This window comes from Mycobacterium sp. IDUB_21 (genome assembly GCF_055419425.1).
This window is the reverse complement of the sequence record NZ_JBVAXQ010000003.1, coordinates 110,256-133,782: the sequence shown is the minus strand read 5'-3', so window position 1 is coordinate 133,782 and position 23,527 is coordinate 110,256. Positions and strand designations below refer to the sequence as shown.

19 protein-coding genes and 2 pseudogenes are annotated in these 23,527 nt (G+C 69.4%); 10 read left to right on the top strand and 11 right to left on the bottom strand.

Going from position 1 to position 23,527, the window contains the following annotated elements; translation table 11 throughout:
- Nucleotides 1-7: 7 nt before the first annotated feature.
- The gene (gene rfbD / locus ACZYY4_RS05920; protein WP_463808634.1) at nucleotides 8-871 is read right to left on the bottom strand and encodes a dTDP-4-dehydrorhamnose reductase; all 864 of its coding nucleotides are present in this window, start codon (nucleotides 869-871) and stop codon (nucleotides 8-10) included.
- A 68-nt stretch (nucleotides 872-939) separates the two neighbouring features.
- On the opposite strand from rfbD, the gene ACZYY4_RS05915 reads away from it, so the two are divergent.
- The 4 genes from ACZYY4_RS05915 (at nucleotide 940) to ctpC (ending at nucleotide 5,737) form a co-directional block, all read left to right on the top strand.
- The gene (locus ACZYY4_RS05915; RefSeq protein WP_463808632.1) at nucleotides 940-2,409 is read left to right on the top strand and encodes an LCP family protein; all 1,470 of its coding nucleotides are present in this window, start codon (nucleotides 940-942) and stop codon (nucleotides 2,407-2,409) included.
- Nucleotides 2,410-2,419: 10 nt separating this feature from the next.
- A complete protein-coding gene (locus ACZYY4_RS05910) occupies nucleotides 2,420-3,142 on the top strand; it encodes a TIGR03089 family protein (protein WP_463808631.1) in 723 nt (240 codons plus the stop codon).
- A 106-nt stretch (nucleotides 3,143-3,248) separates the two neighbouring features.
- Nucleotides 3,249-3,530: a DUF1490 family protein gene (locus ACZYY4_RS05905; protein ID WP_463808629.1), complete on the top strand. Its 282-nt coding sequence runs from the start codon at nucleotides 3,249-3,251 to the stop codon at nucleotides 3,528-3,530.
- Between the two features lie 65 nt (nucleotides 3,531-3,595).
- The gene (ctpC, locus tag ACZYY4_RS05900; RefSeq protein WP_463808971.1) at nucleotides 3,596-5,737 is read left to right on the top strand and encodes a manganese-exporting P-type ATPase CtpC; all 2,142 of its coding nucleotides are present in this window, start codon (nucleotides 3,596-3,598) and stop codon (nucleotides 5,735-5,737) included.
- A 75-nt stretch (nucleotides 5,738-5,812) separates the two neighbouring features.
- On the opposite strand, the gene ACZYY4_RS05895 is transcribed toward ctpC, so the two are convergent.
- The 4 genes from ACZYY4_RS05895 to pstS (ACZYY4_RS05880) all read right to left on the bottom strand — a co-directional run bounded on the left by ACZYY4_RS05895 (nucleotide 5,813) and on the right by pstS (ACZYY4_RS05880) (nucleotide 11,769).
- The gene (locus ACZYY4_RS05895; protein WP_463808970.1) at nucleotides 5,813-6,424 is read right to left on the bottom strand and encodes a cation efflux transmembrane domain-containing protein; all 612 of its coding nucleotides are present in this window, start codon (nucleotides 6,422-6,424) and stop codon (nucleotides 5,813-5,815) included.
- A 191-nt stretch (nucleotides 6,425-6,615) separates the two neighbouring features.
- On the bottom strand, nucleotides 6,616-8,544 hold the full coding sequence (locus ACZYY4_RS05890; protein ID WP_463808628.1) for a serine/threonine-protein kinase PknD: 1,929 nt from the start codon (nucleotides 8,542-8,544) through the stop codon (nucleotides 6,616-6,618).
- Entirely contained in the window at nucleotides 8,541-10,541 is a 2,001-nt protein-coding gene (locus ACZYY4_RS05885; RefSeq protein WP_463808626.1) for a serine/threonine-protein kinase PknD, read from the bottom strand. Before ACZYY4_RS05885 ends, ACZYY4_RS05890 begins: the two co-directional genes overlap by 4 nt.
- Nucleotides 10,542-10,650: 109 nt before the next feature.
- Nucleotides 10,651-11,769: a phosphate ABC transporter substrate-binding protein PstS gene (gene pstS / locus ACZYY4_RS05880; protein WP_463808625.1), complete on the bottom strand. Its 1,119-nt coding sequence runs from the start codon at nucleotides 11,767-11,769 to the stop codon at nucleotides 10,651-10,653.
- Nucleotides 11,770-11,954: 185 nt separating this feature from the next.
- Here pstS (ACZYY4_RS05880) and ACZYY4_RS05875 point away from each other — a divergent pair.
- The 6 genes and pseudogenes from ACZYY4_RS05875 to ACZYY4_RS05850 form a co-directional block, all read left to right on the top strand.
- A pseudogene (locus ACZYY4_RS05875) lies at nucleotides 11,955-12,267 on the top strand (phosphate ABC transporter ATP-binding protein); the annotation flags it as partial.
- Nucleotides 12,268-12,299: 32 nt separating this feature from the next.
- Nucleotides 12,300-13,427: a phosphate ABC transporter substrate-binding protein PstS gene (gene pstS, locus ACZYY4_RS05870; RefSeq protein ID WP_463808623.1), complete on the top strand. Its 1,128-nt coding sequence runs from the start codon at nucleotides 12,300-12,302 to the stop codon at nucleotides 13,425-13,427.
- Nucleotides 13,428-13,472: 45 nt separating this feature from the next.
- Nucleotides 13,473-13,553 (top strand): annotated as a pseudogene (locus tag ACZYY4_RS05865) (hypothetical protein); the annotation flags it as partial.
- A 111-nt stretch (nucleotides 13,554-13,664) separates the two neighbouring features.
- The gene (locus tag ACZYY4_RS05860; protein WP_463808622.1) at nucleotides 13,665-13,910 is read left to right on the top strand and encodes a hypothetical protein; all 246 of its coding nucleotides are present in this window, start codon (nucleotides 13,665-13,667) and stop codon (nucleotides 13,908-13,910) included.
- Nucleotides 13,911-13,912: 2 nt separating this feature from the next.
- Nucleotides 13,913-14,068, top strand: a complete 156-nt coding sequence (locus ACZYY4_RS05855) for a DUF6131 family protein (protein ID WP_463808621.1) — start codon at nucleotides 13,913-13,915, stop codon at nucleotides 14,066-14,068.
- A 44-nt stretch (nucleotides 14,069-14,112) separates the two neighbouring features.
- On the top strand, nucleotides 14,113-15,294 hold the full coding sequence (locus ACZYY4_RS05850) for a CoA transferase (protein ID WP_463808620.1): 1,182 nt from the start codon (nucleotides 14,113-14,115) through the stop codon (nucleotides 15,292-15,294).
- On the opposite strand, the gene ACZYY4_RS05845 is transcribed toward ACZYY4_RS05850, so the two are convergent.
- The 6 genes from ACZYY4_RS05845 to pta all read right to left on the bottom strand — a co-directional run bounded on the left by ACZYY4_RS05845 (nucleotide 15,252) and on the right by pta (nucleotide 23,436).
- A complete protein-coding gene (locus ACZYY4_RS05845; RefSeq protein WP_463808618.1) occupies nucleotides 15,252-16,571 on the bottom strand; it encodes an acyltransferase family protein in 1,320 nt (439 codons plus the stop codon). The two genes, ACZYY4_RS05850 and ACZYY4_RS05845, sit on opposite strands and share 43 nt — an antisense overlap.
- A 16-nt stretch (nucleotides 16,572-16,587) precedes the next feature.
- A complete protein-coding gene (locus ACZYY4_RS05840; RefSeq protein ID WP_463808617.1) occupies nucleotides 16,588-18,348 on the bottom strand; it encodes a DUF2339 domain-containing protein in 1,761 nt (586 codons plus the stop codon).
- Between the two features lie 78 nt (nucleotides 18,349-18,426).
- Nucleotides 18,427-19,080, bottom strand: coding sequence for a response regulator (locus ACZYY4_RS05835; RefSeq protein WP_463808616.1), 654 nt, complete (start codon nucleotides 19,078-19,080; stop codon nucleotides 18,427-18,429).
- On the bottom strand, nucleotides 19,056-20,186 hold the full coding sequence (macS, locus tag ACZYY4_RS05830; RefSeq protein ID WP_463808614.1) for a MacS family sensor histidine kinase: 1,131 nt from the start codon (nucleotides 20,184-20,186) through the stop codon (nucleotides 19,056-19,058). Before macS ends, ACZYY4_RS05835 begins: the two co-directional genes overlap by 25 nt.
- A complete protein-coding gene (locus ACZYY4_RS05825) occupies nucleotides 20,183-21,328 on the bottom strand; it encodes an acetate kinase (RefSeq protein WP_463808612.1) in 1,146 nt (381 codons plus the stop codon). Before ACZYY4_RS05825 ends, macS begins: the two co-directional genes overlap by 4 nt.
- Nucleotides 21,325-23,436, bottom strand: a complete 2,112-nt coding sequence (gene pta, locus ACZYY4_RS05820) for a phosphate acetyltransferase (RefSeq protein WP_463808611.1) — start codon at nucleotides 23,434-23,436, stop codon at nucleotides 21,325-21,327. The genes ACZYY4_RS05825 and pta overlap by 4 nt, the downstream gene beginning before the upstream one ends.
- Between the last annotated feature and the right edge of the window lie 91 nt (nucleotides 23,437-23,527).

The following is a 23,527-nucleotide window of genomic DNA, read 5'->3' as shown; positions in this document are numbered from 1 at the left end:
GTAGAGGCTATCTGGCCAGTGCCGCGGCCAGCGCATCGCGCCATGGGCGCAGTGGCGTCAGGCCGGCCCGCGCCGACTCGATCCCCGACAACGCCGAGTACGCCGGCCGGGCCGCGGGGCGGGGATGCGCGGCACTGCTGACCGGGCGTACCCGGTCGGAGTCTGCGCCGAGCGCGGTGAACACCGCGCAAGCCTGCTCGTAGCGGCTCGCCGTACCGCCATTGGCCCCGTGCAGCAGCCGCGCACCGGGCCACGCCTCGACCAGAGCCAGCAGCGCATCGACCAGGTCGCCGACATAGGTCGGTGAGCCGATCTGGTCGTCGACCACCTCCACCGTGGAATCGCCGGCGGCCCGCTCCCGCATCGCCGCGACGAAATCCGAGCCCCCGGCGGCGCCGGTGTAGACCCAGGCGGTGCGCAGCACGAGGGTGTCCGGTGACGCGGCCAGCACCGCGTTCTCGCCGGCCAGTTTGGTGTTGCCGTACACGCTGAGCGGCCGGGTGGCGTCCCCCGGCTCGTAGGGACGCGGCGGGGCGCCGCCGAAGTCGCCGTCGAAGACGTAGTCGGTGGAGATGTGGATCAGTCGCGCACCGGCCCGCCCGCAGGCGGCGGCCAGGTGGCCCGGTCCGGCCACGTTGACGGCATGGGCATGCTCGGCGTCGGTCTCGGCGGCGTCGACGGCGGTATAGGCCGCGCAGTTGACCAGCACATCGCCGGAATGCAGGTCGATGGCTCCCACCGCGGCGGCGTCGGTGATGTCGCACTGCGCCGAGGTCAGGGCCAGTACGTCATGGGCTGTCTCGGCGGCGCGTGCCGCCAGAAAGGTGCCGACCTGGCCGCCGGCCCCGGTGATCACGATCCGCGAAGTCATAGCCGGTGAGTCTGGCACGCCGATCGCGGCTACCGCCGATACGGCCGTGACGCAAGTAGCCTCAAGTGATGCCTGCGCAACGTGTGATTCGTGTGATCGCCACCGTGGCAGCCGTCGCCGTCGTCCTCGGCACCGGAGTGGCCTGGAGCCGCGTCCGGTCCTTCGAGGACGGCATCTTCCACGTCGCATCGCTGGCGCTGGGCCAAGGCGGCTCCGACGGCGCGGTCGACATCCTGCTGGTCGGCATGGACAGTCGCACCGACGCCCACGGCAACCCGCTGACCCCCGAGGAGCTGGCGACGCTGCGGGTCGGGGACGACGACGCCACCAACACCGACAGCATCATCTTGGTCCGCATCCCCAACAACGGGAAGTCGGCCACCGCGATCTCGATCCCCCGCGACTCCTACGTGGCGGCGCCGGGGTTGGACAAGACCAAGATCAACGGCGTCTACGGCGCCACCAGGCTCGAGACCGCCGATGCACTGGTCGAAACCGGGATGGACCCGGTGCAGGCCCAGGCGCGCGGCACCGAGGCGGGCCGCGACGCCCTGATCAAGACGGTGGCCGATCTGACCGGTGTGACCGTCGACCACTACGCCGAGGTCGGGTTGCTCGGCTTCTCGCTGATCACCGACGCGTTGGGCGGCGTCAACGTCTGTCTCAAAGAGCCGGTGTACGAAGAACTCTCCGGCGCGGACTTCCCGGCCGGCTGGCAGCGACTCGACGGGGCGCAGGCACTGAGCTTCGTCCGGCAGCGCCACGAGCTCCCGCACGGCGACCTGGACCGGGTGCGCCGCCAGCAGACCGTGATGGCGTCGCTGGCCCACCAGGTGATCTCCGGCAAGACGCTGTCCAGCCCGGGCACCGTGTCGCGGCTGCAGGCGGCGGTGCAACGCTCGGTGGTGTTGTCGGCGGGCTGGGACGTGATGGACTTCATCACCAAACTGCAGGATCTGGCCGCCGGCAAGGTCGCGTTCGCCACCATCCCGGTGCTCGAGGAATCCGGCTGGAGCGACGACGGCATGCAGAGCGTGGTGCGCGTCGACCCCGACCAGGTGGCGCAGTGGGTGGCCGGACTGCTGCATGACCAGGACGAGGGCAAGGTCGAGCAACTGGCATACGACCCCGAGCACACCACCGCCAGTGTGTACAACGACACCGACATCAACGGCTTGGCCGCGGCCGTCTCAGGTGTGCTGAACGCCAAGGGATTCGGAACCGGGCCCGTCGGCAACCTCGAGGCCGGCCATGTGCCCGCCAGCCAAGTGCAGGCCGCCACCACCGACGACCCCGGTGCGCAGGCGGTGGCCAGGGATCTCGGCGGATTGCCGGTGGTGGCAGTCGAGTCGGTGCCGGCCGGCGCGGTGCGCGTCGTGCTGTCAAGCGACTACACCGGGCCGGGGTCGGGTCTGGGTGCCGGGGACCGCGCCGAGGTAGCGGGGCTCTCCGGCGCCGACGACGGCGAGTTGGCCGAAATCCCCGCTCCGTCACCGATTCTGACCGCGGGTTCCAACGACCCGCAGTGCGTGAACTAACGTCGACGAGGTGACCAACCTCAGCTCGGCGATCCTTGATCCGATCATGCGCGCCGACCCGGTGGGACCACGGATCACCTACTACGACGACGCCACCGGCGAACGTATCGAGTTGTCCGCGGCGACCCTGACGAACTGGGCCGCCAAGACCGGCAACCTGCTGCGCGACGAACTCGGCGCCGGGCCGGGCAGTCGGGTGGCGACGTTGTTGCCGGCGCACTGGCAGACCGCGGCGGTGCTGTTCGGAGCGTGGTGGATCGGCGCCGAGGTGCTGCTCGGATCGGATGGCGACGCCGATATCGCCCTGTGCACCGCGGATCGGCTCGACGACGCCGACGCCGCGGTGGCCGCCTCCGGCGGCGAGGTGGTCGTGTTGTCCCTGGACCCGTTCGGCCGGCCGACCCCGGATCTGCCGGTGGGTGTCACCGACTACGCGACGGCGGTGCGGGTGCACGGCGACCAGATCGACCCCGAGCGCTCCCCCGGTGCGGCGCTGGCCGGATCGTCCGTCGACGAGGTGCTCGCAGTATGCGAAAAGTCAGCGGCTGCAATAGGTTTGACGTCCTCGGACCGAGTATGGTCGGCCAACGGCTGGGGCACCCCGGGCGAACTGGTCGACAACATGCTGGCGGTTTTCGCTGCCGGCGCGTCACTGGTGCAAGTCGGCAATCCGGATCCGGACGCGCAAGAGCGCCGCCGCGACAGCGAGAAGGTAACCCGAACGCTGGACTGATCCGGCCGCGGGCTCCATTCGCCAGCAGCCCTGGCATTCATGCATAGATGCTTATATGCTGATACTCTTACCGGCAAGAACCAGGCATGACTAGAGGGGATAACTCATGGCGGTGCAGGGGCTGCTGGCCAAAGCGGCAACGACGGTGTTCACCGGGCTGGTCGGAGTGAGCGCCTACGAAGTGGTGCGCAAGGCGCTGGACAAGGCTCCGCTGCACGAGGCGGCGGTGACCGCCACCGAGTGGAGCCTGCGCGGCACCCGGCGAGCCGAGGAGGTCGCCGAGTCCGCGCGGCTGAAGGTGGCCGACGTGGTCGCCGAGGCGCGCGAACGCATCGGCGAGGAGGCGACCCCGCCGGCGGTGGCCGTCGCACACGACCACGACCACTGATCGCCGGCGACGTGAGCGCCCCCAATAGCGCTGAGCTGATCGTCGTCTCCGACGCTGCCGGGCGGATGCGGGTGCGGGTCCCCTGGGTCCGAAGTGACTCGCGGCGCGCGGTGGCGGTCGAGGAGACGGCCGGCCGGGTCCACGGCGTGCGCACCGTGCACGCCTACCCTCGCACCGGCGCGGTGGTGGTGTGGTACTCCCCGAAACGATGTGACACCGACGAGATCCTGGCGGCGATCCGGTCCGCAGCCACCGTTGCCGCCGAGCTGATCCCGGCTCGCACGCCGCGCTCGGCGGATATCCGCAACACCGATGTGCTGCGCATGGTGATCGGCGGAACCGCACTGACACTGCTGGGCGTGCGCCGCTACGTATTCGCCCGGCCGCCGCTGCTGGGACCGAGCGGCCAACTCGTCGCGACCGGGGCGACGGTCTTCATGGGCTATCCGTTCCTGCGCGGCGCGCTGCGCTCGATCCGTTCCGGCAAGGCCGGCACCGACGCGCTGGTGACCGCCGCGACCATCGCCAGCCTGGTGTTGCGCGAGAACGTGGTGGCACTGACGGTGTTGTGGCTGCTCAACATCGGCGAGTACCTGCAGGACCTCACGCTGCGCCGGACCCGGCGCGCCATCTCGGATCTACTGCGCGGCAGCCAGGACACCGCCTGGGTGCGGCTGGCCGACGGCCCTATGGCGGGAACCGAGGTGCAGGTGCCGATCGACACCGTGCAGATCGGCGATGAGGTGATCGTTCATGACCACGTGGCGATCCCGGTCGACGGCGAGGTCGTCGACGGAGAGGCCATCGTCGACCAGTCCGCGATCACCGGCGAGACCCTGCCGGCCAGCGTGGTCGCCGGGGACGCGGTGCACGCCGGTTCGGTGGTGGTCCGCGGCCGCTTGGTGGTGCGTGCCACCGCGGTGGGCAGCCATACCGTGATCGGCCGGATCATCAGCCGCGTCGAGGAGGCGCAGCAGGACCGCGCTCCGATTCAAACCGTCGGCGAGAACTTCTCCCGCCGCTTCGTGCCGGCCTCTTTCATCCTGTCGGCGGTCACGCTGCTGGTCACCGGTGATGTCCGCCGTGCGATGACCATGCTGTTGATCGCCTGCCCGTGCGCGGTTGGGCTGGCCACGCCGACGTCCATCAGCGCGGCGATCGGCAACGGCGCGCGGCGCGGCATCCTGATCAAGGGCGGCTCACACCTGGAGCAGGCCGGCCGGGTCGACGCCATCGTGTTCGACAAGACCGGAACACTCACGGTAGGGCGCCCGGTGGTGACCAATATCGTTGCAGTTCACAAGGATTGGCAACCCGAACAGGTACTCGCCTACGCGGCCAGTTCGGAATTGCACTCGCGCCACCCGCTGGCCGAGGCGGTGATCCGTTCCACTGAGGAACGCCACATCAGCATCCCCCCGCACGAGGAGTGCGAAGTTCTGGTCGGACTGGGCATCCGCACCTGGGCCGACGGGCGCACCCTGCTATTGGGCAGCCCGAACCTGTTGCGCGCCGAGAAAGTCCGCATCTCGAAGAAGGCGGCGGCCTGGGTCACCAAGTTGCGCGCCCAGGCCGAAACCCCGCTGCTGCTGGCGGTCGACGGCACTCTGGTCGGGTTGATCAGCCTGCGCGACGAGGTGCGCCCGGAGGCCCACGAGGTGCTCGGCCAGTTGCGCGCCAAGGGTATTCGCCGCATCGTGATGCTCACCGGCGACCATCCGGAGACCGCGGCGGCAGTGGCCGATGAACTCGGCATCGCCGAATGGCGCGCCGAGGTGCTCCCCGAAGACAAGCTGCAGGTGGTGCGCGGCCTGCAGGACGAGGGCTACGTGGTCGGCATGGTCGGTGACGGCGTCAACGACGCTCCGGCGCTGGCCGCCGCCGACATCGGCATCGCGATGGGGCTGGCGGGCACCGACGTGGCCGTGGAGACCGCCGATGTCGCCTTGGCCAACGACGACCTGCGCCGCCTGCTGGACGTCCGCGACCTGGGCGGCCGGGCCGTGGAGGTGATCCGGCAGAACTACGGTATGTCGATCGCGGTCAATGCCGCCGGGCTGCTGATCGGCGCCAGCGGCGCGCTGTCACCGGTGCTGGCGGCGATTCTGCACAACGCCTCGTCGGTGGCCGTGGTCGCCAACAGTTCGCGGCTGATCCGCTACAAGCTGGACTCCGAACCGATGACAGCCGCCCCCGCCGGGGCGTAATCTGTGTCCGTCCCGACTGTCCCTGTCGAGCAACACCACCAGCTCCAGGGCAGTCGGGACTTTACTCGGCAGCCATCAACAACCACAGCCCTCGCCGCGCCAGGACCGGAAGCCCTGCCACACCGACACCGCCGCCACCCCCAGCCCGATCAGCGGGTCCAGCCACCATCCGCCCGACCACTGCGTGGTGAGGGTCAGCCCGACCAGCACCGCGGCGGCCTGGATGGCACATAGATAGTTCTGCACGCCCTCGCCGACGGTGGCCGCCGAGCCCAGCCGGGTACCGAGCCGGCGCTGCGCACGGCCCAGCATCGGCATCACCAGCACCGCCGCGGCGGTGATCGCGATCCCGATGACGCTGCCCTCACTGCGGTGCTCACCGAACAGGTGGCGCACCGATTCGGCGGCGATGTAGGGGGCGTTGATCCAGAACGACACCGCAACCCCGATCTGGGCGCGCCGCTCGGCCGTGTCGGACAGCGTGCGGGCACCGGTGAACCGCCAGATCACGACGGCCCCGGCCAGCGCCTCGGGAATGGCGCCCAGCGCCCAGCCGGTCAGGGCGATGGAGCCGGCCGCCAGGCCCTGCCACACGCCGACCACGCCTTCCACCCCGACCACCACCAGGCTGACCCAGGCGAGCCGGCGAGCCCATCGCGCGGCGCGGTGCCAGCCGGCGTCCAGCACCGGGTGCGCATGATCGTGAGGGACTACATCTTGGGGGGCCCCGTGGGTGTCGGCTCGGTGGGTATCGACGACGCCCACCGATTCGGGGCTCTCGATGCGACTGTCCACGCCGGAAATTCTACCGCCCGCCGGGCGTGGGGATCGCAAGCGCGGCGGAGCCGGGCGCTGCGGGTCACCACCATCGGGCCTGCTCAGCCCGGGGTGAGCCGCACCACCCGGTTGTTGCCGCGATCGGCCACGAAGACTGTTCCGGACTTGCCGACCGCCACATCCAACGGGGTGTTGAGCCCGGTGAACGCCAGGGTGGTCGGGGTGGTCGCGCCGGCGGCGAGCTCGAGGACCTTGTTGCCGTCGTGCTCGGTGACGTAGACGTTCGCGCCGGAGTCGACCGTGATGCCCCACGGCACCGCGACCCCGGTGAACGGCAGCACCACCTGGTTGGAGGACCCGGCCGCCAGCTTCAGCACCCGATTGTTGTCGGTGTCGGTCACGTAGACGGTCCCCGAACCGTCCACCGTCACCCCGTCGGGATTGCTGAGCCCGCTGAACGGCAGCACCGTCTGGGTGTTCGACCCGGCCGCCAACTCCAACACGCGGTCGTTGCCGCGGTCGGCGACGTAGACGTTGCCGCCGGAGTCCACCGCGACCCCCTCGGGGTAGTTCAGGCCGCTGAACGGCAGCACGACCTGGTCGTTCGAACCGGCCGTCAGTTTCACCACCCGGTTGTTGAAGTCCGAGACGTAGACGGTGCCGTTCTTGTCGACGGTCACGCCCTGCGGTTGGTAGAGCCCGCTGAACGGCAGCACGGTCGGCGCGGAGGATCCAGGAGCCAGTTTGACCACTCGTCCGTACATGCCCTGGCTGGTGACGTAGACGTTGTCATCGGTGTCCAGCGCGACCCCGCTCGGCGAGAGCCGGAAGTTGATGCCGCTGAACTGCAGCTCACTCTGGCCGGCCGGCGCCGCCGAAGGGTGCGACGGGCGCGCAATCAGGTAGCCGACGACGCCCAGCGCCGTGACCAGCGCGAGAATCGCGGCCCCGAGAACCATCCAGCGTCGGGCGCCGGGGGCGGCGGGTGCCGGGCGGAACGTCGGCGATGCAGGCGGTACGTAGGTCGGCGCCTGACGCACGGGTTGCGGCGCGGGCCGCTCGCGCCAGCCGGTGTTCTGACCGCCCGAGGACACCGGAGCCATCGGGGCCGCCGGGGCCGCCATGGTCGCGGTGCCGAAGGCCGCCTCTTCGCCGTGCCGAATGATGGTGGCCGCCTGATCCTGTTGTGGGCCGGGCAACGCCTGGTGCGCGGCAGACGCCAGCTCGCCGGCACTGCGGTAGCGCTCCTCGGGCCGCTTGGCCATCCCGCGGGCGATCACCTGGTCGAACGCGGGCGGAACACTGCCAGGGCGCTGCGCGCTGGGCCGCGGTGCCGGTTCGGTCAGGTGCGCCGCGATCAGCCGCTCGATGCTGTCGGCCCGATACGGCGGCGCCCCGGTCAGGCATTCACCGAGCACGCAGGCCAGCGAGTAGATGTCGGCCCGGTAGGTGACGTCGCCGCCGGTGAACCGTTCTGGAGCCATGTAGTTGTAGGTGCCCACCGCCGTCCCGATCTGGGTCAGCCCTGGATCGGTGGCCGCGCGGGCGATGCCGAAATCCACCAGGTAAGCGAAGTCCTCGCCGGTCACCAGAATGTTCTCCGGCTTGACGTCGCGGTGCATGATGCCGGCGGAGTGCGCGGCGTCCAGGGCGGCGGCGACCTGGCGCACCACCGCCACCGACCGGGCCGGGCTGAGTGGGCCGCCGCGGTTCAGCAGGGCGCGCAGCGACTGGCCCTGGATCAGGCGCATCTCCACGAAGAACTGTCCGTCGATCTCGCCGTAGTCGTGGATCGGTACCACGTGCGGTTCGCTGAGCCGCCCGGCGGTGTCGGCCTCGCGCTGCAGGCGCGCGTGCAGCACCGGGTCACCGGACAGTTGCGGTGAGATCAGCTTCAGCGCCACCGCCCGGTGCTTGCGGGTGTCCTCGGCCTCGTAGACCTCACCCATGCCGCCGCTGCCCAGCAGCCGGATCAGCCGATAGGGCCCGAAGTGGGAGCCTGCCCGAGAGCCGGGCCCGCCGCTATTCATCGGTTCGCATCCACTTTCACCACCCGGTCGTTGCCGCGGTCAGCGACGTAGACATTGCCTTGCCTGTCTACTGCGACGTCCAACGGCGTGTTCAGCCCGGTGAAAGGCAACACAACCGGGATGGCGGCCCCGGATGTGAGTTTCACAACCTTGTTGCGGTTGCGCTCGGTGACGTAGACGTCGCCACCGTCGTCCACCGCGATACCCCACGGCGCGGCGATCCCGGCGAAGGGCAGCACCACCTGTTCGCCTGAGGCCGCCAGCAGCTTGAGCACCCGGTTGTTGCCGGTGTCGGTGACATAGACGTTGCCGGCGGAATCCACCGCCACCCCGTGCGGCTTGTCGAGGCCGACGAACGGCAGCGCGGTCTGGAGGTTCGAGCCGGCTTCCAGCCGCAGCACGACGTCGTCGCCGCGGTCGGCGACGTAGACGTTGCCGTCGGAATCCACCGCCACCCCATCGGGATCGTCCAGGCCCGCGAATGGCAGCACCGTGTGCGAGTCGGAATCGGCTGCGAGCTTGACCACGCGGTTGTTGATGTCGGAGAAGTAGACGTTGCCGCTGTCATCGACCACCAACGCGCGCGGCTGGTACTGCTCGCTGAACGGCAGCACCGTCGAGTCGTCCGAGTCGGCCGTCAGTTTCACCACCCGGCCGTGCATGCCTTCGCTGGTGACGTAGACGTCGCCGTCGGCGTCCAGTGCCACCCCGCCCGGCGAGAGCCGGTAGTCCAGGCCGGTGAACGGCAGCACATCCTGCGGCGGAGTCGCCACCGCCGACGCCGCCGAGGGGCGGGACACCAGGTGCCCGGCACCGGCGACGACCGCGACCGCAGCGAGCGCGGCGGCCGCTGCCAGGACAGGCTTGCGCGGGAGCCGTAGCCGACGGGACGGGGTGGGCATGGCCGGCGCTTCGGCGCGTAGGTCCGCGCGCAGCAGTGGGGCCACCGGGAGCGGTCCCGGGGACGGCGACGCACCGAAGCCGGCGCCGGTTGACGCCCACCCGGTAGCGGCCGGCACCGGCTGCAGCGCGGCGTCGGCCCAGCCGCCGGTACCGATGTCGGGGCGCGAGTCGACCCGGGCCTCTGCCTCCAGGCCGCCGGGCAGGTGCAGGGCGGGCTCGCCGCGCCGCAGGATCCTGGCGACCTGGTGGCGTTCGGGCTCGGTCAGCGCTTCGTAGGCGGCGGCGGCCAACTCACCGGCGCTGCTGTAGCGGTCCTCCGGTCTGCGGGCCAACCCGCGGGCCAGCACATCATCGATGGCGGCCGGGACACGCCCCGGGCGCAGCTTGCTGGGTCGCGGGGATGCCGTCGTCCGGCGTTCTTCAACCGCGTCCTCAACCGTGTCGGCAGAGAACGGAGGCACCCCGCTCAGGCATTCGGCCAGCACACAACCCAGCGAGTAGATATCGGCGAGGTGGGTGGCCTGCTCGCCGGTCAAGCGCTCGGGCGCCATGTAATTCACGGTGCCGGTCGCCGGATCGGCCGGCGCACCCGGATCGGCGATGGCCGCAGCCACGCCGAAGTCCATCAGGTGGGCCAGGTCGCCGTCGGTGACCAGGATGTTGTCGGGTTTGACATCACGGTGGATGACGTCGGCGTTGTGCGCCGCATCCAGCGCCGCGGCGATCTGGCGCACGATGGCCACCGCCCGCGGCGGGCTCAACGGCCCGCCGTCGGCCAACACGGTGGCTAGGTCGGTGCCGTCGATCAGGCCCGTCTCCAGGTACAGCAGGTCGTCGATCTCGCCGTAGGCACGGATCGGCACCACGTGCGGCTCGGTCAACTGACCGGCGGCTTCGGCCTCGTCCTCCAGCCGACTGCGGAAGGCGTCGTCGCCGGAGAACGACTCGGAGATCAGCTTGAGCGCCACCGCCTCGTCGTTGCGGGTGTCCTCCGCCCGGTAAACCTCACCCACGACGCCGTGACCCAACAACCGCCCGAGTTGATAAGGGCCAAACCGCGACCCGACCCGCGAACCCGGCTCGGTGTTGTTCACCGACGACACTCCCTTCGCCTCGCCTAGCTGCTCCGGTGCCGCGAAACCGCGGCGAAAGACCACCTGCCAGCTTAACCGGCTGTTCACCCGACAGAAATCTGGCAGATGGTCACGAAATGGCGTTCACCGCCGCCAGCAGCTTGGTTTTGAAGGAATCCGGCAGTGGGATGGACCCGTACTGGTCCAGCCCGTCCTGGCCCGGCCCGATCGCGGCCTGCATGAACGCCTTGACTGCGGCGGCCGTGGCGGCGTCGGGGTACTTCGAGCAGACGATCTCATAGGTCGCCAACACGATCGGGTAGGCGCCGGCGCTCGTCGGCTTGTAGAACGAGGACGTGTCCAGCACCAGGTCGTTGCTTTGGCCGGAGCCGGTAGCGAATTTCGCCGCGGCGATGGTCTTGCCGACCGAGTCGGCAGAGATCGACACCGGGTCCGGCCCCGCCGAGGTCACGATCCCGGCCATGTGCAGTTGCTTGCCCACCGCGAACGACCACTCGTTGTAGGTGATCGCCCCGTCGGTGCTCTGCAGCACCGCCGAGGTCCCGTCATTTCCGGCGGCACTGACGCCGACACCCCCGTTGAACGTCTCACTGACACCTCGGCCCCACGCGCCGTCGGACGCACCGTCGAGATACTTCTGGAAGTTATCGGTGGTACCGGACTTGTCGCTGCGGAACACCACGGAGATCGGCGTCGTCGGCAGGTTGGTCCCCTTGTTGAGGGCCTTGATCGCCGGGTCGTCCCAGGAGTTGATGCTCCCGTTGAAGATCTTGGCCGTCGTGGGCCCGTCCAGGTTCAGCGAGCTCACGCCGCTGATGTTGAAGGTGATCGCAATCGGTCCGAACACGGTCGGCAGATCCCATGCCGGAGAACCGCACCGCGCCGAAGCCTGTTCCACCTGACCTTTCGACGGATCCAACGCGACATCGGAACCGGCCAGGTCGGTTTCGTTGCCGACGAACTGTTCCACGCCCTTGCCGGATCCGATCGCCGCGTAGTCCAGCGTGTGGCCCGGGCAGGCCCGGATGTAGGCGTAGACGAATTGCTCGATCGCGTTCTCCTGGGCGGTCGAACCGCTGGCATGCAGCTCCTGCTTGCCGCCGCAGTCCACCGATCCGGACGCATCGCCGGATGACCCGGACTTTGTGCTCGAATCGCCGCACGCCGAAACCATCAGTGCGCCAACAACGAGCAGCGCCAACAACGCAGTCCATCGGCCGAATTTCACAGGACAAAACTTTACCGCTACTCCCGGCAAGTGGTCGTGGCATTGCTCGATGCGGTCTTGACGGCCACGCCGCGCCGAGCGACCGGGGTGAATCCACAACTGATCAGCAGGAGGCGGACGTAACATGACCGGCGATGCCACCCGAGAGGCTCGCCAGCGAGACCGCGAATGCCTGCGCTCCGGCGATGAGCGCGGTAATCACCGGTGTGCCGGCTCATAAAATGGTGCTGCGCAAGGAATTCCGTAACGTCGCGGAGGAGAACCTGCGACTCGTCGGTCGCTGGGACGCCGTCAAGGACCGGCTGAGCGACTCCCCGTTCCGGCTGTCCGGCGGCCAGCAGCAATTGCTGTGCACCGCCCGCGCGCTACCGCACCGCGTTCTTCTTCGGGGGCAGGCTGGTCGAGGAAGGGCCCACCGCGCAGCTGTTCTCCTTCCCGCAACACCAGGAGACCGTCCGCTACATATCCCGGGGGCAGTTGACCGCCGAGAACGCCTAGGTATTCGCAGAGTACGACGAAAGGGTGTAACCGTGAAGATTCGTGTACGCAGCCTGCTGGCCCTGTCTGCCATCGCACCGCTGATCCTGGCGGGAGCGGCCTGCGGGCAGAAAACCGCTACCCCGCCGTCGGATTCGGCTCCGTCGGCCGGCGGCGTGGCCACCACGCCGGCATCATCGGACGTGTCGCTGTCGGAGACCGGCAGCACCCTGCTCTATCCGCTGTTCGATCAGTGGGGTCCGGCCTATCACCAGCAGTACCCCAACGTCACCATCACCGCGCAGGGCACCGGTTCGGGGACCGGTATCTCGCAGGCCGCCGCCGGGGCGGTTGACATCGGCGCCTCGGACGCCTACCTGTCCGAAGGCGACATGAAGGAACACCCGGGCCTGATGAACATCGCGCTGGCGGTCTCCGCCCAACAGGTCAACTACAACGTTCCCGGTGTCACCGATCCGATCAAGCTCGACGGAAAGGTGCTCGCGGCCATGTACTCCGGCACCGTCACTGTCTGGAACGACCCGCAGATCACCGCGCTCAACCCGGGGGTGAATCTGCCCGACACCCCGGTGGTGCCACTGCACCGCTCCGACGGCTCGGGCGACACCTTCCTGTTCACCCAGTACCTGTCCAAGCAGGATCCCGACGGCTGGGGCAAAGCCCCCGGCTTCGACACCACCGTGGACTTCCCCGCCGTGCCCGGGGCACTGAGCGAAAACGGCAACGGCGGCATGGTGACCGGCTGCGCCGAAACCCCCGGGTGCGTCGCCTACATCGGGATCAGTTTCCTCGACCAGGCCCGCGACAAAGGCCTGGGTGCGGCGCAACTCGCCAACGCCGCCGGCAACTACTTGCAGCCCGACGCCAAGAGCATCGCGGCCGCGGCGGCCGGCTTCGCCGATCAGACCCCGGACAACCAGGCCGTCTCGCTGATCAACGGGCCCGCCCCCGACAGCTACCCGATCGTCAACTACGAGTACGCGATCGTCAACGCCAACCAGAAGGACGCCGCGACCGCCCAGACCCTGCAGGCATTCCTGCACTGGGCCATCACCGACGGCAACGACCCCTCCTTCCTGAACAAGGTGCACTTCCAGCCGCTACCCGACGCGGTGGCGAAGCTGTCGCAGGCCCAGATCGCCAAGATCAGCGCCAAGTAAACCGGCCGTGCGCCGCACGCGGCCGTCTTCTGCTCAGCAGGGCCGGAGCAGGTCGGAATGGTGCTGGAACTGCTGGCCGGTATCCCCAGCGTCATCGTCGGACTGTGGGGTGCAATGACGTTCGGCGAGGACGCCGGTCTCTGAACCGAACCACGTACACGACAGGCCCGCCGGCAGTATCGTCGGAATCACCCTCGTCGGGACGCACTACGCGCGACGTACGAAACGGAGGCCACGATGCGGTTGGGCAACATACTTGGCACGGTGGTGTTGATCTGGTTGGTGATCGGGGCCATCGCGGTATGGCAGCGCGGCTATCTGTCAAATGTCGAGCCGACGTGCCGCTCGGCAGGAACCATCGCACTGACCGTGCTCGCCGGGCCGCTGAACTACGGCGGCGTCAACCCCCAAGTGGCGAGCTGTCAGCTGCCGACACCGAGTTCGATGCCCGACAGCAGCAAACACCTCATAGGAATGGAGTAGCCATGATCGGTTTGGGAGTCCTTCTGCTCATTCTCGGCTTCATATTCAAGGTCCAGATTTTGTGGAGCATCGGCGTCGTCCTGCTGGTGATCGGCGCGGTGCTGTGGATCTTGGGTTCCGTCGGGCGTCCGGTCGGCGGCCGCCGGCATTGGTACTGATCGCCTGCTAGGTCACCGCGGCCGCGCCGCTACCCTGGTCGATGATGCCGACTAACCCGAACCCCCGGCCACTGGACGGATTTCGGGTCCTGGACTTCACCCAGAACGTGGCCGGGCCGCTGGCCGGTCAGGTGCTGGCAGACCTGGGCGCCGAAGTCATCAAGGTGGAGGCGCCTGGCGGTGAGGCCAGCCGACACATCACCTCGGTGCTGCCGGGCCGACCGCCACTGGCCGTCTACTTTCTGCCCAACAACCGCGGCAAGAAGTCGGTGACCGTCGATCTGCGGACCGCCGAGGCCAAGCAACAGATCCTGTCACTGGTCGACACGGCGGACGTCGTACTGGAGGCATTCCGGCCCGGCGTGATGGAACGGCTCGGGCTGGGGCCCGACGAACTGCGTTCGCGCAACCCGAAACTCGTCTACGCCCGATTGTCGGCCTACGGCGGCAACGGGCCGAACGGCGATCGGCCGGGGGTCGACCTGATGGTGGCGGCGGAGGCCGGGATGACCTCGGGCATGCGCACCCCCGACGGCAAGCCGCAGATCATCCCGTTCCAGTTGGTCGACAACGCCAGCGGGCATGTGCTGGCACAGGCGGTGTTGGCCGCGCTGCTCAACCGGGAGCGCCACGGTGTCGCCGACGTGGTCGAAGTGGCGATGTACGACGTGGCGGTGGCCCTGCAGGCCAATCAGCTCACCGTGCACCTGAACCGGCCGGACACCCCGGCCGCCGAGGCACCGGCCAAGCGGCGCAAGGGAGTCGGCTTCGCCACCCAGCCCTCAGACGCCTTCCGCACCGCCGACGGCTGGGTCGTCATCAGCGCCTATACGCCCAAACACTGGGATACGCTGTGCCACACCATCGGCCGACCGGACCTGATCGACGATCCACGGTTCGCCGATCAGCGCTCCCGGTCGATCAACTACCCCGAGCTCACCGGTGAGCTGGAATCCACCCTGGCGTCGGCCACGTCGGCCGAATGGGTTGATCGGTTGCAGCGCAACGGCTTGATGGCGTGCCTGGCCAACACCTGGAAGCAGGTGGTGGACACCGCGCTGTTCGCCGAGAACCGGTTGGCGCTGCGTACGAGCGACGGCGACGGCGCGATCACGGTGGTGCGCACACCGGCCCGATACGGCTCGTTCGACGCCGTTGCGACCGGTGCGCCCCCGGAGCCGGGTCAGCACAACACGGAATTCTTGGGTGCTGAACTGCGGGGCTGAACGGCCAGCACGCGGGCGCCCAGCAGCGCGGTCAGCAGCGCCGCCACACAGACCAGCCCGTCGTCCTTGAGTCCCCACTTGATCGCGACCAGCGTCGCCGCGCCGGCCACCATCAGCAGCGAGCCGACGGCCGCGCCGCGGCCCGGCGCGACCACCACCGGGGCATCCCAGCCCGGCAGCGGGTTGTTCTCCAGCGGCCGCAGCACCACGAACAGCACCGCCATCACCGCTGCCACGATCAGCAGCTGCAGCACACTCAACGCTACGAAGTGCGGCAGGCCCGGATAGCGCGGCAGGCGGAGCCCGTCGAAGAGCAGGTGCACGCCCAGCAGCACCGGGATGTGCCACAGGTACAGCGTCATCGCTCCGGAGTTACCGATCGCGGTCAGCCACCACACCCGGGGCCGCTGCGCCCACCGGCCGATCGCCGGTGCGGCCCAGATCGCCAGCGCGCTCATGACGATCGCGTGCCCGGCCAGCAACAGCGAGGGCGGGCTGGTGTTGGACAGCTGGTGGTCACCGGTGCCGACCATGCTCGGCTGGTAGGGCCCGAACCACAGCAGTCCCACGTTGACCGCCAGCAGCGCTGCCGCCACGATCAGGGCCGCCGGCCGGGCCAGCAGGCCACGCCGATAAGCCACGCCGAACATCGCCGGAATGAGCCAGACGGCGAGGTTGAGATATCCCAGCGGCGCCAAGGCGGGCCAGTGCAGCCGGAGCACGTCGACCACGGCGATTCCGGCGTAGATCCCGGCCACCCCGGCGGCCAGCCGCGCCACCGTGGTCACCCGGTAGAGCACCGGCATCGCGGCCAGCACCAGCACGTAGGCCCCGAGGAACCACAGCAGCTGAATGCTGACGCCGGCCACCGGTTCGTAGACATGCCGTGGCAACAGCGGGTACAGCAGACTCAGCGCACAAGTCCAGAAGGCCAGGTAGTAGAACACCGGGCGGAACAGCCGCAGGCAGCGTTTCATCAGCCAGCCGCCCCAGTCGGCGCCGGGCCGCCACGAGGTCACACACGCCGCGGCGCCGGCGAAGAAGAACAGCGGCATGATCTGGAAAACCCACGTCAGCATCTGGAAAGACGTCGACGTGGCGAGCAGGTTGTCCCAGATCAGCACGCCGTCACGGATGACGCTGGTGGCCATCACGGTGTGCCCGACCACGACGCCGATCAGGGCGGTGATCCGCATGACGTCGACGGCGCGGTCACGATCAGCCGGCGTTGCCGCGGCCAGTTCGGCAGGTTCGGGGAAGCTCAGCTGCAGTGTCATGGTGCTCGGTTCCTTTTCAGGCCTGGTCGCCGGCATCGGGCTGCGCCAGGCTGCGGGCGTAGCCGGTACCCATGCCGAGCAGGAGCAGGCCCGCGACGATGAACGCCGCGACCCGGAACATGCCGTCGAGGGTGCCCAGGTCGAACAGGAACAGCTTCGCGGTTGCGGCGCCGGTGAGCGCCAGGCCGGCGGTGACCGCCCACGTGCGGACGCCGCGGTCGGCCAGGTGCAGCGCGTGGCGCAACAGTGCGGCCGCCAGGGCGATCCAGCAGATGGTGGCCGCCATGTGACCGGCCAGGAAGCCGCCGCCGGTGCCGGCGATCGCGACGCCGGCGGTGACGGTGAACATGGTGACGGCGTAGAGGCTCAACGCCGCGCCGACCGCGGCGGGGATCCGGGCCCTGTCGGCGGTCATGCCCGTGGCGGTGTAGGCCCGGGCGAGGGCGGCCACCAAAGCGATCACCAGCAGGCTGGCGACCAGTGTGGACACCGAGTCGGCGGTCGACATCGCGGTCGCGGTGACCAGGTTGTGCGGTGCCGCGTAACCGAAGTAGGCGATGAGGCCGACGAAACCGAACGCGGTCGCAGGTCGGCGCGCCGCACTGCTCTGCCGCCCGGCGACCGCGACCACCACGGCCATCGCCAGCAACACCGGCGCCAGTACCGATCCGTGCAGCACGGTGGTGACCGCGATCAGTGCGGCGACCGCCGACAGCGCCGAGAAGACTTCGACGACAACAGCCGGCAGGCGCCGCCCGGCAATCCGACGGCCGGTGAGGACGATCGCGAGCATGGCAACCGACAGCGCCGCGGTCAGCGCGGTGGCCGGCACCCGGCCCACGGCAGCCCCGGCCGCCAACACCGGCAGGGTCCCGGCGGCGGTCAGTAGCGCGATCGCGCCGGGTTTGGTGGTCGTCGGCAACACCAGCAGCCCGCTGGTGACGGCCAGCATCGCAGCCGCCGTGCAGGCGGCGCCGATCAGCCATCGATGGTCCTGGCTGCCGGCGGCCAGCGCCACCAGCAACGGCACCGTCGGGGCCGCGATGCGGGCCGCGAACACCGCGGTCCAGTTCTTGCCCAATTGCACCGGCAGCGCCGCCGCCGACAATGCCAGCAGGAAACCGATCAACAGCAGGTCGACGTCGCCGGTGAGGACCGGCGCCAAGCCGATCAACGGCACCAGTACCAGCACTCCGAGGTGTTCGGAGTCCCAGCGCCGCGCCAGGGTCAGCCCCGCGCCGCCCACCAGCGCGGCGAGGGCCAGACCGAGGGCTGCGGGCACCCACTCGTAGAACGCGGTGATCGCGATGACATCCAGGTAGGCAGCGGCGATCCCGGTGGCGGCCAACGCGATAGCGCCGATCCGTCCGCCCGGCCGGCTGTACAACCGGCCTGCCGTCGCGACCAGCGCAGCCGACAGCGCGAAGCCGCCGGCCACCCTGATCTGTGGGCGCAAGATGCCGGCTTGGGCGGCCAGCACCAGCAGCAGCACCACGCCGACCAGCGTCACCGCGACCCCGGCGACGGCCAGCAGTTTCCCGATCCAGTTGGTGTCGGCCGGGACGGGGGGTTCCGGCAGACCGGTCGGTGGCGTGTCGGCCGGCTGCCGAACCGGTTGAGGGGCCGGTCGTGGCCGCGGGGTGGTCGGCGCCGGGGCGGTGGCGGTGCTGATCAGCCGGTCCAGGTCGGCCAGCTCGCCCGAGACGCGGTGAAGCTGCCAGGACAGGGTGTGGACTTCTGCGGAGAGCCGACTGATGACGGCGCGCGGTTCGGTCATGGCCGTGACGATGCCGGTTCTGCGGCCGAAACGGATGAGTAGGACTACCTGATCTGCCGCGGTTATTGATCGCCGCGGTTATTCATCCAAGCCGTGCTCAATGGCGTAGCGGGTGAGCTCCACCCGATTGGCGACCTGAAGCTTGCGAAACGTCGCCTGGACGTGATTCTCCACGGTGCGGTGACTCAACGACAGTTTCGCCGCGATCTGCTTGGCGGACAATCCCTTCGCCACATAGCGCAGCACCTCGGTTTCCCGCTCCGTCAGTGCCGGGGTCGCCGGCCCGGAGTCCGGGCTGCGCGACAGCCGGCGGTATTCACCCAGAACCAGCCCGGCCAGTCCGGGGGTGAACACCGCACGCCCGGCCGCCGTTGCGTGCACCGCGGTACTCAACTCGTCGCGCGAAGCGCTTTTGACCAGGTACCCGGTCGCGCCGGCCTTGACGGCCTGCAGCACGTCATCACGTTCATCGGAGGCGGACAGCACCAGCACCCGCGTCGACGGCGAGACCTCGAGCACCGCGGTCGTCGCCGCGACGCCGTCGCCGTCGGAAAGTCGCATGTCCATCACCACCACGTCGGGCCTGACCACCTCGGCCCGGCGGCGTGCGGCGGCTACCCCGTCGGCGGTGGCGACCACGGTGAAACCCGATTCGGCCAGGTCGCGGGCCACCGCGTCCCGCCAGATCGGATGGTCGTCGACGACCATCACCGTGGGAGGTTGAGTTCCCATTCGGTTCCCTCCCCGACTTCGGTGTGCAACGCCGCGCTACCGCCCAGCGCCGCCAACCGGCCCACGATCGACTTCGAGACACCGACCCGTCCCTGCCGGGCGGCCTCGTCCAACCGGCCCGCGGCGATGCCCACACCGTCGTCGCGCACAGTGACGGTCACGGCGTCGCCCAGGTCTTCGCACAGCACGAAGGCCCGAGCGTCCGGGCCCGCGTGGCTGCGAACATTGTCCAGCGCGTTGCCGATCGCCGCATCGAGTTCGGCCGCGGCGCCGCGGGCCAGCATCACCGGCGTGGCCGGCAGGCTCATCGACACCCGGTCGTCCGCCCGGCGCGCCAGCAGAGCGCGCAGATCGGTTTCGGCGGTATCGAGATCCACGACAAACCCCGCCGAGCTGACCAACCGCCGCAGCGCACGTTCCTGCTCGCCAGCCAGGTCCGCCAATTCCACTGCCGCGCCGCCGATCTCCCGGCCGCGGCGGGCAACCAGCGCCAACACCTGGATGGCGCCGTCGTGGACGTGCCGGGACAACCGTTCGCGTTCCTCGGTCGCCGCCGAGAGCCGGGTCGCGCGCTGCAGGTCGTCGTGGGCACGGCGCGCCGTCTGGACGGCCATACCCACGGCCAGCCCGAGCGCCAACTCGATGATCACCGTGGCGTTGCGGCCGAAGTTGAGGCTCACATAGCCCTTCACGAATGCACTGGCCGCGGTGACCACCACCGCGGCGGGCATGCCGCCGGCCGGGCCGAACTGCAGCGCCGCCGAAATCGTGGCGTTGCTGGCCCACAGCGTCGTCGGCCAGGTCTGGTTGTCCAGCGCCCAAGATCGGGAAGCGACCAGTTCAGTGGACAGCATCAGAACCACCACGACGAGCAGTTCGGCGATCACCCACGCCGGTCGGCGGCCGAAGCCGCGCAGGTAGGCGATTGCGCAGGCGATGCTCCAGGCGATCAGCACAGCGAACAGCACCCAGGCCACGCCGGGTCTTGCCAGGTCGTCGTTGATCGCGATCTGAAAACCCAGTGCGTAAAGGCAACTCAGCAAGCGGAACAGCTGCGCTGCCCGCCACAGCGGCGCGCTCGGATCGGGATCGCGGAAGCTGGTCACACGAACTGCCAGGCGGCGCGGGCGATGGCCAACTCCTCGTTGGTGGGAACCACCAGCACCGTGGTGCGCGAGCCGTCGGTGGAGATGACCCGCGCGCCCTTGCCGGTGCGGTTGCGCTGCGGGTCGACGACGATACCCAGTCCGTCCAGGCCCGCCAGTGCGTCCTCGCGCACCGCGGCGACGTTCTCCCCCACCCCCGCTGTGAAGGCGATCGCGTCGACGCGACCGAGCACCGCCAGGTAGGCGCCGATGTATTTGCGCAGCCGGTGGATGTAGACGTCGTAGGCCAGCTTTGCCGGCGCCGAACCGTCGGCGATACGTTCGAGCAGCTCCCGGAAGTCGTTGATCCCGCACAGCCCCTTCAATCCGGAGCGCCGGTTGAGCAGGTCGTCGAGCTCCTCCACCCCCATGCCGGCGGTGCGCCTCAGGTGCATCAGCACGCCGGGATCGATATCGCCGCAACGGGTTCCCATCACCAGACCCTCCAGCGGGGTCAACCCCATCGAGGTCTCCACCGCCACCCCGCCGCGCACCGCCGAGGCCGACGCCCCGTTGCCCAGGTGCAGCACGATGGTGTTGAGCTCGGCGAGGCCGACGCCCAGCGTCAGGGCCACCTCGCCGGAGACGTACTCGTGCGAGGTGCCGTGAAAACCGTACCGGCGGATGCCGTAATCGCTTGCCACCTCGCGCTCTATCGCGTAAGTGGCGGCGGCCTCCGGCAGCGAGTGGAAGAAGCCGGTGTCGAAGACCGCCACATGCGGCACGTCCGGGAAATCGGCGCGCGCCACCTCGATGCCGATCGCGTTGGGCGGGTTGTGCAGCGGTGCCAGCTCCGCGAGCCGCTCGATCTCAGCCAGCACCGCGTCGGTGATCAGCGTCGGCGAGTAAAACTTGGTGCCGCCGTGCACAACCCGATGCCCCACTGCCCGGACGGTGCCGAGGTCCACACCGGAGTCGACGAGCTGCTGGTGGATCCAGCGCAGGCCGGCGGCATGGTCGGGGATCGTCCCGTCCGGCTCACCGATCTGCTCGACCAGTCCCGAGACCACCGCGGTGCCGGCCACCGGATCGACCAGTTGGTACTTGATCGACGACGACCCGGAGTTGAGCACCAGTACCAGGCCGGTCCGTCCCGAAGTCACTGAGCCACCAACTGCGCCTGGATCGCTGTGATCGCCACCGTGTAGACGATGTCGTCCACCAGCGCACCCCGGGACAGGTCGTTGACCGGTTTGGCCAACCCCTGCAACACCGGTCCGATCGCCACCGCGCCGGCGCTGCGCTGCACCGCCTTGTAGGTGTTGTTGCCGGTGTTCAGGTCCGGGAACACCAGCACGGTGGCCCGCCCGGCCACCGCCGAGTCCGGCATCTTGGCCGCCGCCACCCCCTCGTCGACGGCGGCGTCGTACTGGATGGGCCCGTCGGCGAGCAGGTCGGGGCGGCGCTCGTGCACCAATTGTGTTGCGGCACGCACCTTGTCCACACCGGCCCCGGCGCCGGACTCACCGGTCGAATACGACAGCAGCGCCACCCTGGGTTCGATGCCGAACGCAGCCGCGGTGGCCGCCGAGGAGATCGCGATATCGGCGAGTTGCTCGACGGTCGGGTCCGGCACCACCGCGCAGTCGCCGTACGCCAGCACCCGGTCCGACAGGCACATCAGGAAGACACTGGACACCGTCGACACCCCGGGCGCGGTTCGGATGATCTCGAACGCGGGGCGGATGGTGTGGGCCGTGGTGTGCGCGGCACCCGACACCATCCCGTCGGCCATACCCAGTTGCACCATCATCGCGCCGAAATAGGAGATGTCGCGCATGATCTCGCGGGCGCGGTCCTCGGTCATCCCCTTGTGTGCGCGCAGTCGGGTGTATTCGGCGCCGAACGATTCCAGCAGGCCGCTGCTTGCGGGGTCGATCACCTGCGCCGCTGCCAGGTCCACCCCGAGTTCGGAGCCGCGCCTGCGCACCGCGTCTTCCACGCCGAGCAGGGTCAGGTCGACGATGCCACGCGACAGTAACCGGCCGGCCGCCAACAGGATCCGGTCATCGGTGGCTTCGGGAAGCACGATGTGGCGGCGGTCGGCCCGGGCCCGCTCCAGCAGCTGGTACTCGAACATCTGGGGGGTCACCACCGTCGACGCCGGAACCCGGATCCGCTCGGCCAGTTCGGCGCCGTCGACGTGGGCGGCCATCACCGCAAGCGCGGTGTCGATCTTGCGCAACGCATCGACGGTGATCCGCGATCCGGTGTGCGATACCTGTTCGGCGGTGTCGTAGGTGCGGTGGCCGGTGGCGATCAGCGGCAATGTCGGCCGGAGCCCCTTGACGAGTTTGTCGATGGCCGGATGCGGCAGCAGTCCGCCGTTGAGGATGATCCCCGCCAACGACGGGAAGCCCTGTGCCTCATGGGCGTTCACCAGCGCCAGCAGTACGTCGGAGCGGTCGGCCGGCACGATCACCACCTGGCCTTCGGTCAGCCGGTCCAGGATGTTCTCGGCGGTCATCCCGCCGACCATGACACTGAGCGCCTCCCGGCGCAGCAGCTCCGGATCGCCGCTGTAGACGGTGCCGCCCAACGCCGTACAGAGTTCGGCCATCGTGGGAGCGGCCAGCAGCGCCACCTCCGGGACTGCGAACGCCGGAATGCCGGCACCGGCCAGCTGCCCGGAGATGGCCTGGGTGACGTCCGCCAGCCGGTCCGGGTCGCAGCGGTTGGCGATCACCGCGGCCGGGTGCGCGTGGACGGCGGCCACCTCGGCCAGGCAGCGCGCGGCGATCTCGCCGATGGCCTGCGCATCGCGGTTGTGACCGTTGACGGCCAACACCAGCGGGGCTCCCAGGTTCACCGCGACACGGGCGTTGAAGGTCAACTCGCTGGGATTGACGACGTCGGTGTAGTCGCTGCCGACCACCAGCACGGTGTCGCACTGGCGCGCGACGTCGTGGAACCGCGCGACGATCTCACCCAGCGCAGCTTCCCGGTCGGAGTAGACCTGCTGGTAGGTCACACCGCGGCAGCCGCTGTGGTCGTCGATCTTGGCGGTGGCGTGCGCAAGCAGCAACTCGAGTTGCTCATCGGGCTCGTCGAGGGAGCGGACGATCGGGCGGAACACACCCACCCGCGCCGACGAGGCGGCCAGTAGGTGCAGCAGGCCCAGCGCGATCGCGGACTTGCCGGTGCCGCCCTCGGCGGCGGCCAGGTAGATGCTCGGCGTGCGAGCCGGTTCGGCTTGGGTTTCGGCGGCCATGGTGCTCTCAACCTAATTGAGGCGATCGCCGACGGCTTCGATCACCGCCAGATTGCAACCACGCAGGTGCTGATCGCACTTTTCCTGCAGA

What these genes read in the sequence shown, in the direction of transcription:
- pta (WP_463808611.1), bottom strand. Translation starts at nt 23,436, where the DNA reads ATGGCCGCCGAAACCCAAGCCGAACCGGCTCGCACGCCGAGCATCTAC.
- ctpC (WP_463808971.1), top strand. Translation starts at nt 3,596, where the DNA reads ATGCGGGTGCGGGTCCCCTGGGTCCGAAGTGACTCGCGGCGCGCGGTG.
- ACZYY4_RS05845 (WP_463808618.1), bottom strand. Translation starts at nt 16,571, where the DNA reads ATGACACTGCAGCTGAGCTTCCCCGAACCTGCCGAACTGGCCGCGGCA.
- ACZYY4_RS05835 (WP_463808616.1), bottom strand. Translation starts at nt 19,080, where the DNA reads ATGGGAACTCAACCTCCCACGGTGATGGTCGTCGACGACCATCCGATC.
- ACZYY4_RS05890 (WP_463808628.1), bottom strand. Translation starts at nt 8,544, where the DNA reads ATGAATAGCGGCGGGCCCGGCTCTCGGGCAGGCTCCCACTTCGGGCCC.
- ACZYY4_RS05915 (WP_463808632.1), top strand. Translation starts at nt 940, where the DNA reads ATGCCTGCGCAACGTGTGATTCGTGTGATCGCCACCGTGGCAGCCGTC.
- ACZYY4_RS05860 (WP_463808622.1), top strand. Translation starts at nt 13,665, where the DNA reads ATGCGGTTGGGCAACATACTTGGCACGGTGGTGTTGATCTGGTTGGTG.
- ACZYY4_RS05855 (WP_463808621.1), top strand. Translation starts at nt 13,913, where the DNA reads ATGATCGGTTTGGGAGTCCTTCTGCTCATTCTCGGCTTCATATTCAAG.
- ACZYY4_RS05850 (WP_463808620.1), top strand. Translation starts at nt 14,113, where the DNA reads ATGCCGACTAACCCGAACCCCCGGCCACTGGACGGATTTCGGGTCCTG.
- ACZYY4_RS05905 (WP_463808629.1), top strand. Translation starts at nt 3,249, where the DNA reads ATGGCGGTGCAGGGGCTGCTGGCCAAAGCGGCAACGACGGTGTTCACC.
- ACZYY4_RS05840 (WP_463808617.1), bottom strand. Translation starts at nt 18,348, where the DNA reads ATGACCGAACCGCGCGCCGTCATCAGTCGGCTCTCCGCAGAAGTCCAC.
- rfbD (WP_463808634.1), bottom strand. Translation starts at nt 871, where the DNA reads ATGACTTCGCGGATCGTGATCACCGGGGCCGGCGGCCAGGTCGGCACC.